At 71.5% G+C, this 11,932-nt stretch carries 9 protein-coding genes; 3 read left to right on the plus strand and 6 right to left on the minus strand.

The features are described 5' to 3' along the window. The first annotated feature begins 595 nt into the window (after nucleotides 1-595). The gene (locus WMF43_RS07735) at nucleotides 596-892 is read left to right on the plus strand and encodes a hypothetical protein (protein WP_437678703.1); all 297 of its coding nucleotides are present in this window, start codon (nucleotides 596-598) and stop codon (nucleotides 890-892) included. A gap of 317 nt (nucleotides 893-1,209) precedes the next feature. Here the strand turns inward: WMF43_RS07735 and WMF43_RS07740 are convergent, their stop codons facing one another. After that, nucleotides 1,210-3,789 (minus strand): STAS domain-containing protein, encoded by a 2,580-nt coding sequence (locus WMF43_RS07740; protein ID WP_437678705.1) that lies wholly within the window; start codon nucleotides 3,787-3,789, stop codon nucleotides 1,210-1,212. Nucleotides 3,790-4,009: 220 nt separating this feature from the next. Further along, nucleotides 4,010-5,215, minus strand: coding sequence for an NAD-dependent epimerase/dehydratase family protein (locus WMF43_RS07745; RefSeq protein ID WP_437678707.1), 1,206 nt, complete (start codon nucleotides 5,213-5,215; stop codon nucleotides 4,010-4,012). A gap of 197 nt (nucleotides 5,216-5,412) precedes the next feature. Here WMF43_RS07745 and WMF43_RS07750 point away from each other — a divergent pair, with 197 nt between their 5' ends. Beyond that, nucleotides 5,413-6,807, plus strand: a complete 1,395-nt coding sequence (locus tag WMF43_RS07750) for a hypothetical protein (RefSeq protein ID WP_437678708.1) — start codon at nucleotides 5,413-5,415, stop codon at nucleotides 6,805-6,807. A gap of 63 nt (nucleotides 6,808-6,870) precedes the next feature. Here WMF43_RS07750 and WMF43_RS07755 read toward each other — a convergent pair whose 3' ends face one another. After that, nucleotides 6,871-7,356, minus strand: a complete 486-nt coding sequence (locus WMF43_RS07755; RefSeq protein ID WP_437678710.1) for a gluconokinase — start codon at nucleotides 7,354-7,356, stop codon at nucleotides 6,871-6,873. Nucleotides 7,357-7,713: 357 nt separating this feature from the next. Here WMF43_RS07755 and WMF43_RS07760 point away from each other — a divergent pair, with 357 nt between their 5' ends. Further along, complete coding sequence (locus WMF43_RS07760) at nucleotides 7,714-9,051, plus strand: serpin family protein (protein ID WP_437678712.1); 1,338 nt, start codon at nucleotides 7,714-7,716, stop codon at nucleotides 9,049-9,051. A gap of 126 nt (nucleotides 9,052-9,177) precedes the next feature. Here WMF43_RS07760 and WMF43_RS07765 read toward each other — a convergent pair whose 3' ends face one another. The 3 genes from WMF43_RS07765 to WMF43_RS07775 form a co-directional block, all read right to left on the minus strand. Next, nucleotides 9,178-9,840, minus strand: coding sequence for a methyltransferase family protein (locus WMF43_RS07765; RefSeq protein WP_437678714.1), 663 nt, complete (start codon nucleotides 9,838-9,840; stop codon nucleotides 9,178-9,180). Nucleotides 9,841-10,565: 725 nt separating this feature from the next. After that, nucleotides 10,566-11,078 carry a hypothetical protein gene (locus WMF43_RS07770; protein ID WP_437678716.1) on the minus strand — a complete coding sequence of 171 codons (513 nt, stop codon included), beginning with the start codon at nucleotides 11,076-11,078 and terminating at the stop codon, nucleotides 10,566-10,568. 303 nt (nucleotides 11,079-11,381) lie between these two features. After that, nucleotides 11,382-11,642, minus strand: coding sequence for a SemiSWEET transporter (locus WMF43_RS07775; protein WP_437678718.1), 261 nt, complete (start codon nucleotides 11,640-11,642; stop codon nucleotides 11,382-11,384). Nucleotides 11,643-11,932 lie beyond the last annotated feature (290 nt).

Here is an 11,932-nt window from a genome sequence, read left to right on the forward strand (position 1 = left end):
GCCGCGCGGCGCTCGCGCGGCTGGCGAGCCGTGGGCCTGGGACTTGCAGGCTCACGGCGCGCAACCAGTCCTCATGATGCCCTCCAGACCGAGCTCAGGACCCAGACGACTGGCACCCGCGCGACAGCGCGGCTCTGGAGGCGCCTCGCCCGGCGCCGGAGGTAGTCCCGAGGTCGAACATACGAGCACGGCACCGGCTCATGAAGACCTCTACTTCGGAGGTGCATCCGTTATCGCGGCCACTTTGTCAAGTCCAGTCGTCATCGTGGCCGCCGCGCGATTACGCGGCCGATGGGCTTGACGCAGCCGGCATTCGCGGCAGGTCGCGCACATGCGACGATGATGCAGCGAGACAAAAAGCTTGCGTAATCCAGTATGGTGGCCTATCATCCAAAATAACGGAATCATCATGCAGTAGACACCGAACCTTTGCGCCCGGCGCGCTCGTGAGGCTCGCGGGCGTCCGTTTCGCGGATTTTTGAGCGCGGAGCGAGCTCGATCGCGGGGTAGCGCAGGGGTCGGAGCCTGGATGTACCGAGTCATTCTTTGGGGGGGGAACAACCCAACGGAGAGAAACGGACATATGAAAGCTTCAATGAGCATGCTGGCAAGCGCGCTGCTGCTTGGCGCGTCCATGATGATGATCGGCGCCGGATGCGGCGACGACGGTGACGGCAACACCACGTCGTCGTCGTCGACGACGACGGGCACGGGCTCGGGCACGGGCACGGGCGGCGCCGGGGCCGAGGGCGGCGGCGGTGCCGGGTCCGAGGGCGGCGGCGGTGCCGGGTCCGAGGGCGGCGGCGGTGCCGGGTCCGAGGGCGGCGGCGGTGCCGGGTCCGAGGGCGGCGGCGGCGCCGGGTCCGAGGGCGGCGGCGGCGCTGGCGCCTGAGTCGCGTTCGCCTGCGGCGCTCCTCCCTCGCTGAGCCCGCGACGCGGGGTCGCGAGGGAGGTGCACCAGCCAGGCTATAGGGATCACGGGAAGGCGGGGGAGCACGGAAGATGCTTTGCGTCTTCCCTCCTTCCTGTGGACTCTGAACACGTCACCTCGGATTCGCGTCGTCGGGCTCTGTCTGACGGACGTCCCGAGCCAAGGGGGAGCGAGCGATGACGACTTCGGTGTTTGGAGTCGCGCTCGACCGACGGAACAGGCCGCGCAGCAGCTCGCCCGACGGAGGCTGGAGCGCTGGTTGACGTTGGCCTGGAGGCTCAGCGCGAAGGTCGGACTTTGCGCTGCCGCACGACGCGACCGCGTTGCCGCGCGACGCGCCGCCGCTGACGTGCGCCGCCTCGGCGCTGCCGCGCGCCCCCGGCGAGCTCGAGCGCGTAGGTGAGCCCGCTCTGGAGCGTCCCGCGCGTGACGACGGCGGAGAGATCGATCCCGAGCTCGCCGAGGGCGCGCTCGGCGTCGGGTCGGATGCCGGTGATGACCACGCGCGCGCCGAGCAGCTGCAGCGCGCCGGCCGCCTGCATCAGCGCGTTCGCCACCCCGGCCTCGACGCGCCGCGCGCCGGTGACGTCGAACAGGACGATCTTCGCGCGGCGCTCCGCGGCGCTCGCCACGGTCGAGTCGAGCACCTCCGCCACGCGCGCGGGGATCATCTCCCCGGCGAGCGGCATCGCGAGGATGCGGTCGGCGATCGGGATCAGCGGCGCGGAGAGCTCCGGCCGCTCGCGCTGGGCTCGGCGGACTTGCTCCTCCAGCGCCGCGCGCTCCTGCTCGGCGCGCTGGCGCGCCGCGAGCTCGGCCGCGAGGCGCTCGTTCACGTCGCGGAGCGCCGCGTCCAGGCGGGCCACCTCCGCCGCGAGCGCATGGCTCGCGCCGTGGGGGACGCCTGCCGCGCCGGAGGAGCCGGCGCACGGCGCCTCCGGGCTCATCGGGCGCTCGCTCTCCGGCGATCGGCCGGGACGGCTGCGCCGCGCGGCCTGCGGGACCAGGTGCGGGTACTTCCGCGACAGCTGCCCCACCTTGGCTGTGGCACCCCACCTCAGGTACCCCTCGTAGGCGTCTGTCATGTAGACGTGCGCGATCTTCTCCCTCCCGCTCGCGAGGTGGAACTTCGCGCAGAGCTCGTTCGCGAGGGCCTCGTCCCGGACGAACCCGTTCGCCTTGGCCGACGCGATCGCCTGGTCGTAGAGCTTCATCGCCGCGAGCTCCTCGCCGGCGGCGCGCGCGGACTCCGCGCGGACCAGGAGGTGTTTGTGGCGGAAGTTGTCGGGGCACCGCTCCGCCCACTCCGCGAGCCGGTCCCGGTAGCTCGAGAGCGAGGCGGTGATCACCTGCCGGCCGCGCGCGAGCGCGGGCGAGAGCAGCGTGAGGCAGGTGTAAAAGTACACCTCGGTCGCGAGGTGATCGCCGACCCCGCCCTTGCCGCTTGCCTCCGCGAGGGAGCCCATCCGCAGCGCGCCCTCGTGGTCCTCGAAGAGAAAGCAGATCTGCTGCCGCAGCGCGTGCTCGATGAAGGCGACGGCGCCGTGGCGCGGCGCCGAGCGCTCCTCGCCGTGGGCCGCGTCCTCGAGGGCGGCGCCGCCCGGCGCCCCCCGCGTCGCGTGTGTCGTGCCCGTCGCCTGCGTCGTGCCCGTCGTGCCGATCAGATCGTCGAGCGCGCGGCGCACGCTGGTCAGCGGCGCGAGGGCGAGCTCCTCCCGCGCGTCCTTCACCAGGGTGAGGAACCTGTCGACCTCGGCCCGCACGCCCTCGCACTCGTCGCCGAGCCCGAAGCGAACGAGCGACGTGTGGACGCACGTCTGCGACACGTGGGTGGGATCGCCGGCGCGCAGCCCGGCCTCGTGCGCCTCGGCGAAGAGATCGAGGCTCGAGAGCAGGTGCTTCGTGAAGACGCTGATGTGCGCCCCGAGCAGGAGGCGCATGCGGCAGGAGAGCTCGTGCTGCCCGGACCTCTCGCAGAGCTCGAGCGCGATCTCTCCGAGCTCGTAGGCCTCGTCGTACCGTCGGAACACCCGCGCCGCGACCCAGGCGTAGGCCATGTAGCCGTACGGGGAGGCGCCGCCGTGCCCGCGCTCCAGCGACAGGTTGACCTGCTTCGCCGCGATGAACGTGCAGAGCGGCGGGCTCACCATCGCGGCGGGCAACGTCAGCGCCATGAGCAGCCGCAGCGCCGCGCGTGTCCTTCCGTCGGCGGTCTCGGGCTCGTCGAGCAGGTCCCTGAGCCGGCGCGCGCCGAGCGCCGCGCGCGCGGCCGCGACCTCGGCGTCCGCGGCGGCCTTCCGCGCCGGCCCCTCGTCGGGCAGCGGCTCGCCGAGCATCGCGAGCGCCGCCGCCCCGAGCCGCAGCGCGTCGTCGAGCCGTCCCTGCGTGACGAGGACGGCGATGCGCAGCTCGTGGGCCCGGGCGCGCTCGAGGTCCGATCGCGCCTCGGCGCCGAGCACGTCGAGCAGCGACTCCGCGCGCTCGATCTGGCCGCCGAGGTACGCGCACTCGGCCGCCTCGGCGTGCAGCGAGAAGGCGAGGTCGTTGCCCAGCTTGAAGCTCCCGTCCGGCAGCGCCGAGATCCCGGCCTCGAAGAAGTCGGCGGCCGCCGGCGGCGCCCCCGAGGCCCTGGCCTTGCGGCCCTCGGCGAGGTTCATCGCGGCGAGCTCCGCCGGCTCGCGCGGCGCGGGCTCACGCGGCGTCGGCTCGAAGGACCGCGGGGCGCCGAACCCCGCGTGGTGCGCTGCGTCGAAGCGCGCCTCGTCCTGGCGCTCACGTCTCGGGCGTTCGTTGAGGTCGGGCTGCGATCCGCGTGCGCTCGGAAAACGTTCGTCTGCCGATTTGCAGAGGAGCTTCATCACGACGACCTCCGGGACGGCCACGGGCGCGCCGGCGGAGCGCTCGTGCGCGTCGCAAGGGCCCGCGCGGTGGCCCCGTCGCTTGCGTCGAGCTCCTTCGTGATCGTGAATGGGTAGGGGATCATGGCGGGGCCGTCTCCCGCGGCTGCGGGACCCTCCGGCGGAACCACCTCCTCCGGATGGGTGCGCAACCATCCTACCTTAACGCGGCACAGCTTCGCTACGGGGGGCCCGCCTTCTTGCCCCGCGCCCGCCACGCCGCGAGGACCTCGGCCTCGCGCTCCGGCGTCAGGCCGGCCCGCAGCTTGGCCTGCCGATCCGCCGGGAGCGTCTTCCACCACGCCAGCGTGTCCTTGACGGTCTCCGACACGGGGCGGAACGTGAGCCCAGCCTTGCGCGCGCGCTCGGCGCTGCGCAGGTGAAAGGCCCTGGTCTCGCCCTCGGCGGGCGCCCAGATCGGGAGGTCGACCGGCTCGCCGCCCAGCTTCTCGATGAACTGCGCGCTCACCCACGTGAAGGTCGCGCGCGCGTTCGACGCGGCGGCGCACGCGTCGAGCAGGCCGCCCATGGTGAGCGGCTCGCCGGGCCCGGCGGCGTTGAAGACGCCCGTCGTCCGGGTCTCGACGACCTGGATGAGCCACGCGGCGAGATCGCGGACATCGATGATCTGGATCGGGTCGGACGGCGCGCCCGGGGCGAGCACGTCCCCACCCCTGTCGACGCGGACGGGCCAGTAGGTGAATCGATCGGTCGGATCCTCGGGCCCCACGATGAACCCCGGGCGCACGTTCGTGACCCGCCCGGGCATCGCGGCCTCGGCGGCCTGCTCGCAGAGCGCCTTGAGAGGGCCATAGTTCTCGTACTCCTTGCCCATCGTCTCGACGGTCGGGTCGGACAACGTCCCGACCGGGGCCGTCTCGTCCGCGGAAGGGGTGGTGTGGCTGGCATAGACTGACAGGCTGGAGATGAACACATACTGCTTGACGTTCGGGGCGAGCAGCTCCGCCGACGCCTTGACGATCCGCGGAACGAACCCGGAATTGTCGATGACGGCGTCCCACGAGCGGCCGGAGAGTGCTTTGAGCCCATCCCCCTTGCTCGGATCCCGATCGCCGTGCAGCTTCTCGATGTCTGGGAAGAGGTGGGGCCGCGTCTTGCCGCGGTTGAAGAGGGTGATGGTGTATCCGCGGGCCTTCGCCGCCTCGACCAGGGCAGGCCCGAGGAAGCTTGTCCCGCCGAGGATGAGCAGCGTCTTGCCGGCCGGCCTGGCCGGCCCGCCCGGCCGGCCGGGATCCGGCGCGCGGGCTCGGCTGCTGCCGGCGCTCGATGGAGCGGACGGGGCGGGCCGTGAAGGGGAGCAGCCGAACGCGGCCAGGGATCCTGCCGCGGCGGTCAACGAGAGGAAGTGGCGGCGTGACGGGGGCATGGGCTGGTTCTATCGCATCGAGCGCCCCGCTCCCAGATCAGCCCGCAGGATCGTAGAAAACAAGGAATTCCGACATTCGAAAGACGTTGGCAAGAGGAGGATCATCGTGGTGGTCCACATCCTGCAGCGTTTCCAGCTGCCCGCGGGCGGCGGGAGAGGAGAAGATCGGTATGCGGTCTGGGTGGCGAGCGGTGGGCGTGTTGAGCGGTGTTGTCGTGCTGGGGGCAGCAGGCTGCTCCCTGGGTTCCGCGGAGGGCGGACCGGAGCGCGACCGCGGCGTGGGGGTGGGGGAGGAGGCGGGGCTCCGCTCGCCTTCGATGTGCGCGGCGGGGTCGGCGGGATGTGACGACACCCTGACCCGCTCGCCCGCCGGCGGGTGGTCCGGGGCGTGCGGGCGGGAGCCGTTCGGGCGTCAATTCCCTGCCGAGAGCGCGGCGTTGCGCGGCTTCGCGGTCGGCGACGCCAGCGAGTCCCTGCTCGCGGGCGCCTTCGAGGGGGCGCTCACGTTCGGCTCCACCACGCTGACGAGCGCGGGGTCGACGGACGTCTTCGTGGCGAAGCTCGACGCGTGCGGCTTCCCGCTCTGGAGCGCGCGGTTCGGCGACGCGGAGGCGCAGGCCGCCCTCGACGTCGCGGCGGACGGGAAAGGCGCGCTCGTGCTCGGCGAGTTCGAGGGCACGGTGGATTTCGGCGCGGTCCGGCTCACGGCGTCGCCGCCCGGGGGCCCGGAGCTCTTCGTCGCGAACCTCAAGGCGAACGGCAGGACGCGCTGGGCGGCGCAGTTCTCCGCGGACGACGACGCCATCCTGAGCGGCACCGCGGTCGCCAGCGACGGCCGCGGCGGCGCGCTCGTGCTCGGCAAGCTGGAGGGCGAGGCGACGGTGGCCGGCCAGCGGATCGAGCGGCGGGCGCTCGGCGTCTTCGTGGTGCGGCTCGACAGGTCGGGCCACTTCAGCTGGGTGAGCCTGCCCCCGAGCGGCTCCGACACCGACGAGATCGGCCTCGAGGTCGACGACGACGGCAACATCTTCATCGCGGCCCAGGACGGGCGGGGCAACGCGACGTTCCTGACGAAGCTGGACGAGGACGGCGCGCTGCTCTGGCACCAGCGGTTCCGGGGCTCGCCGGAGCAGGTCGAGGAGGCGTACGACCTCGCCGTGGATCCGGACGGCTCGGTGCTGCTCGCCGGCAGCGGCGTCTTCGGCGACCCGGCGCTGCCGGGCGGCCCGCGGCCGTTCGTGGCCAAGCTCGACCCGGACGGCAACGTGCTCTGGGTGAAGCGGTTCGACGGCCAGCAGCGCGCGCTCGAGGTCGCGGCGAGCGACGACGCCGTGTTCCTGGCCGGCGATTCGTTCTGCACGCCCGACGTGCCGCCGTCGTGCGGCTCCTGGGCCGCCGAGCTCAGCCCTGGAGGGGACGTGCGGTGGACCGAGAGCCTCGGCCAGGGCGCGCTCGTCTCCGGGCTGGAGCTCGACAAGCGCGACAACCCGATGCTGGCCGGTTCGTTCCAGGGGACGATCGAGGTGGGCGACGACGTGCTCACCAGCGAGGAAGATGCGCTGTTCGTCGGTCGCCTGCTGGCGTCCGACTGACACGCGCGAGGGCGGCTCACCGGCCGAGCGCGCGGCGAGCCCCGCGCGCAGGCCGAGGGCGGCTCACAGGCCGAGCACGCGGCGGATGGCGGCGGCGATCTCGTCCGGGGTCCCGTCGATATCGACGCGGATCGCGTCCTCGGGCGGCTCCAGGGCGGCGAGCTGCGTCTGCAGCAGGCCGGGCGGCATGAAGTGCGCCTTCCGCGCCGCGAGGCGCGCCGCGATCAGCGCGGGGTCGCCGGTCAGGTGCACGACGCGCATCCGCGCGGGGTCGACGAGCAGCTGCGCGCGGTACGCCGCCTTGAGCGCGGAGCAGGCGATCACGGCGTCGCGACCCGCGTCGAGCAGCTGGGCGATGCGCGCCGCGAGCGCGGCGAGCCACGGCGCGCGGTCCTGGTCGTCGAGCGGCTTGCCCGAGCGCATCTTCTCGATGTTGGCGGGTGGGTGGAGGTCGTCGGCGTCGACGAACACCCACCCGAGATCGCGCGCGAGGCGCGCCCCCACCGTCGTCTTCCCGGCGCCGCTCACGCCCATCACGAGCACGATCACGGCCGCCGCGCCTCCCCGAGGGCTGTCTCTCGCGCTCTCTGCATGGCGCTGCCCACCCTACCACGCGCGCCCGGGCCCCCGCGCGTCCCGCAGGTACGGCACCGCCCTTCCGTGATGTGCGCCACAATGCGCCGGCGCCTGCCCCGGCGATCAGGGGCGCTGCGCGGCCCGCGTCGGCGCCGCGTCGGCGTGCCTCGCCGCTCTCCGGCTCGAGTCCGCGTCCCGCGCCCTGGCCTCCGGCCGTTGCGCGGCGCTCCTGCCGCGTCCCCCTGCTCGGCGCCCGGCCGGAGCGCTGCTCGGCGCTCGGCCAGGGCTCCTGCTCGGCGCGCCGGCACGGCCCCTGCTCGGCGCGTCGGCATGCGAACTCGTTCAATCTGCTCATTCCTGTTGCCGTTCTCCCTGATTTTCACGGGTTGCTTCGTCGACCACAACGACCCGGCGCCAGGCCCGGAGCCGGAGCCGCAGGACCCCTCGCCCACCGAGTGCAGCGACCCGGGCGCGGGGGACTGCGTGGCCGCCTCGACCAAGCCGCGGAGCCTCACGCCCTCCGTGCCGGAGGCCGACAGCAAGGAGCTCGCCGTCGGCAACACCACCTTTGCGCTCGATCTTTACCGGCAGCTCGCCGCGGAGCCGGGCAACCTCTTCTATTCTCCGTACAGCGTGTCGAGCGCGCTGGCGATGACGTACGCCGGCGCGCGCGGCGAGACGGCGGAGCAGATGGCGACCGCGCTGCGCTTCACGCTGCCGCAGGAGCGGCTGCACCCGGCGTTCAACGCGCTCGATCTGGCGCTGGCGAGCCGCGGCGAGGGCGCCGAGGGGCAGGACGGGGAGGGGTTCCGGCTCAACGTCGCCAACGCCCTCTGGGGCCAGAAGGACTATTTCTACGTGCCCGAGTTCCTCGACGTGCTCGCGGTGAATTACGGGGCCGGGATGAACCTCGTCGATTTCGTCCAGGCGTCCGAGGAGGCGCGGGAGATCATCAACGGCTGGGTGGCCAAACGCACCGAGGATCGGATCAAGGATCTCCTGCCGGAGGGGGTCCTCACGCCGTCGACCCGGCTGGTGCTGACGAACGCCATCTACTTCAACGCAGCGTGGCAGTTCCCCTTCGAGGAGGAGCGCACGGCCCCCGGTGATTTCACGCTGCCGGACGACTCCACGGTCTCCGTGCCGATGATGGCCGGCGCCGCGCAGGTCCCTTATGGCGAGGGCGACGGTTATCGGGCGCTCGAGATGCCCTATGACGGGCGCGAGCTGTCGATGGTGCTCGTCTTGCCGTCGGACCTTGGCGAGTTCGAGTCGGGCCTGGACCGGGCGCGCCTCGAGGGCGTCCTCGGCTCGCTGGAGGATCGGAGCGTCCAGATCGCGTTGCCGAAATTCGAGTTCGAGTCGACGTTCGATCTCGTCCCGCCGCTCGAGGAGCTCGGGATGCCCATCGCCTTCACCGGCGACGCGGACTTCTCGGGCATCAACGGGCAGGGCGGGCTCTCCATCAGCGACGTGATCCACAAGGCGTTCGTCTCGGTGAACGAGGCGGGCACGGAGGCCGCGGCGGCGACGGCGGTGGTCATCGGCGAGACGTCGGCGCCCGAGCCCGCCGCCATCCGCTTCGATCGTCCGTTCCTCTTCTTCATCCGGGACATCGCGACCAGCGCCGTCCTGTTCGCCGGCCGCGTGACCGACCCGTCCGAGTAAGGCCGACCTTCCGGGGAGCGAGCCCGCCGCCGTTCGCGCCGAGGTGTGTTTCCCTGCGCTTTGGCAGGCGGCGCGGCGCGTGCCCCGTGGCGTGACCGGGCGTGACCGGCCGTGGCGCGGGATGGTTCAGTAGACGCCGGGGACGAGCCGCGCGGCGGTCCGGCGTGCGTAGTCGTCGTAGTCGGGGAAAGTGTCGCGCAGGACGCGTTCCTCGTAGCGCATGCGGACGATCTGCAGGGTGACCTCGACCGTGAACAGGAGGACGGCGGCGAGCGAGGGGTAGAGCAGGAGCAGCCCCGCGGCCTGGATCATGCCGGCGAGGTAGACCGGGTGGCGGACGAACCGGTAGGGCCCGCCCGTGACGAGCCGGCGCGCCTCGGGCATGACGCTGAACGACTTGCCGAGCCAGCCGAGGCTGAGCAGGGCGAGCGCCATGCCCCCGACGATCAGCAGCGTCCCAGCCAGCTGTCGGAAGGGCGTCGGCTCGACCTTGGGCAGCCACGCCAGGCTCGCCGGCAGGAGGCCGGCGGCGAGCGCGGTGACGCGCGGCGCGAGGCCCTTGAGCTTGCGCACCGGGCGGAGCCGCACGAGGGTGAGCGCCGCGACGAGCAGGAGGTAGGCCTCCGTCGCGAGGAGCGCAGCCAGGGACGTCGCGTACGTGAGCCCCGTGGGGCCACGCCAGAGAAAGAGGTGAACGTAGATATCCCTGCCGACGAACAGGGCATTGTAGAACATCAGGAGTGCGAGCGGCAGCCGCATCGCGAGGTCATAGAGCGCCGCGCCATTCATTGTATCCCCCCTTACGGGGGATGGTGAAAGCGGGCGTGGGGGAGGTCAAGTTTGAGCTCCCGGCGAGGGACACGCGATCGTGCGGGTGCTCGGTGTGCATGTGGGCGACGTGTTCCCGGGTTCCGTCTGGCTTCTTGCGCCTTCCGTCCCTCGTCTCCCCCCACCGCCCTCCCTCTCCCGCCTTTCGTCTTTCGTCCCTCGTCTTTCGTCCCTCGTCTTTCGTCCCTCGTCTTTCGTCCCTCGTCTTTCGTCCCTCGTCTTTCGTCCCTCGTCTTTCGTCCCTCGTCTTTCGTCCCTCGTCTTTCGTCCCTCGTCTTTCGTGCACCTCTTTCGTGATCGTGATCGTGATCGTGATCGTGATCGTGATCGTGCGCGTGCGTGAGCCGTGTCGTTACTGTTCGGTTAGGAGGGGGAATTCTTATTCATGTCTGGAACCATGACGATTCGAGATTATGGTTCCTCTGGAATGCATCGATCACGATCACGATCACGAAAGAGGAGCACGAAAGACGAAAGACGAGGGACGAAAGACGGGAGACGAAAGACGGGAGACGAAAGACGAAAGACGGGAGACGAAAGACGAAAGGCGGGAGACGAAAGACGAAAGGCGGGAGACGAAAGGCGGTAGGAGGCGGGGGACGGAATGACAGCAGGGCCCCCCACAACCAGCCAGCCCCCAACTCCCTCAGCCGCTCACGCCCCCTCCGCCGGGCATTCGGCCCTCCTCACTCCGCCAGCGCAGACCTCACCGCCGCGGGCGATCCCGGCGCGACGGCGCCCTCGCACGCGCCCCTCACATACACCGCAACGCCGTTCTTCGCCGCAAAGCAGGCATTCTTGTACAACCGACCGTCACAGCCGCAGACCATCGCGTGCTCCTCCGTGCAGGACGCCGGCCTCTCCGCGCACGTGCCCGAGGCGTCCGCCCAGCCGCATACGTCCTCGGACCGGAAGCTGCAATAAAGCCCCTGCGCGCAGACGGGCGCAGGTCCGATGGTGAACCCTCCACAGCTCTCCCCCTCGCCGGCGACCGGAGGATCCGTCTCGGCCCCGCGTCCCCTGGCCGCGACCCACGCGGCCCCGCCCTCCTCGTCCCCATCGAGGGCCACGGACGCCGGGTCCGCGCCCTCCGGCGCGAGCGCGCCCTCCGCTGCCCCGACGCCGTCAAGCTCCACGGGCGCCGCGCAGCCCGAGGCCGCGAGCGCGAGCAGAACGCCTAGTCCGTTGAATCGTCTCATGAATCACCCTCTCGCGAGCAAAGGAGTTTCACGGACGCGCGGCATCCCCATCCAAAGCCGACCCCCATCCCCGGACATGCAGTGTCCAGCGTGGTCCGCTGAAGGAGCCGCGCCCCGGTTTGCTGCCTCGACGGGCGAGGTACTAGGGCGGGGGAGATGCTCTGTCAAGCAACGCTGCAAAATATTAGCGTTGATGGAACTGGCGGGAGAAGCGTTGGCAGGCTGCCAGCATGGCGGCCGAACGGCGGCTTGCGGCGGCGGTATGGTGAGCGGGCTCGCCGGAGGGGAGGGGAGGACGGCGGCTCAGCCGTATCGGAGCTTGAGGACGAACACGGTGCCCGAGAAGAGGAACGTGATCGCGTTCGCGATGATGATGGGCATGTCCCTGGTGAGCAGACCATAGACGAGCCACAGGCCCACGCCGGCGACGAGCGTCGCGTACATGCCGACGGAGATCGAGCGCGTGTCTCGCGTGCGCAGCGTGCGCAGCACCTGCGGAAGAAAGGAGATCGTGGTGAGGGTCGCCGCGATGAGACCGATCGCGGTCACTGCTTCTAGCTTCATCTGTTCCTTCGTGTCCCTTGAGGGCCCCCCTATCTACTTAGGATAGATTCGCCCGCAGAGGCAGGGGCAAACCGACGTTTCGTCGACGCGCCGGATGCGCTCCGAGGTGGGTGCCGCCCTGCACGCGTGGCCCGGACGCAGGTCCCATCCTGCTGTGTCCGTCATGCGCGCCCCCGCGACCTGCGTCCGTCATGCGCGCCCCCACGGCCGCGCCGGTCGCCGGCGCGGCGCGCGGCAGGCTCCTCTCGGCTCGTCGGCGCGGCGCGCGGCGCGCGGCGCGCGGCGCGCGG

It is taken from the genome of Sorangium sp. So ce131 (assembly GCF_051519095.1).
Lineage (GTDB): Bacteria > Myxococcota_A > Polyangia > Polyangiales > Polyangiaceae > Sorangium.

What these genes read in the sequence shown, in the direction of transcription:
- WMF43_RS07740 (WP_437678705.1), bottom strand. Translation starts at nt 3,789, where the DNA reads ATGAAGCTCCTCTGCAAATCGGCAGACGAACGTTTTCCGAGCGCACGC.
- WMF43_RS07760 (WP_437678712.1), top strand. Translation starts at nt 7,714, where the DNA reads ATGCGAACTCGTTCAATCTGCTCATTCCTGTTGCCGTTCTCCCTGATT.
- WMF43_RS07745 (WP_437678707.1), bottom strand. Translation starts at nt 5,215, where the DNA reads ATGCCCCCGTCACGCCGCCACTTCCTCTCGTTGACCGCCGCGGCAGGA.
- WMF43_RS07775 (WP_437678718.1), bottom strand. Translation starts at nt 11,642, where the DNA reads ATGAAGCTAGAAGCAGTGACCGCGATCGGTCTCATCGCGGCGACCCTC.
- WMF43_RS07770 (WP_437678716.1), bottom strand. Translation starts at nt 11,078, where the DNA reads ATGAGACGATTCAACGGACTAGGCGTTCTGCTCGCGCTCGCGGCCTCG.
- WMF43_RS07735 (WP_437678703.1), top strand. Translation starts at nt 596, where the DNA reads ATGAGCATGCTGGCAAGCGCGCTGCTGCTTGGCGCGTCCATGATGATG.
- WMF43_RS07765 (WP_437678714.1), bottom strand. Translation starts at nt 9,840, where the DNA reads ATGAATGGCGCGGCGCTCTATGACCTCGCGATGCGGCTGCCGCTCGCA.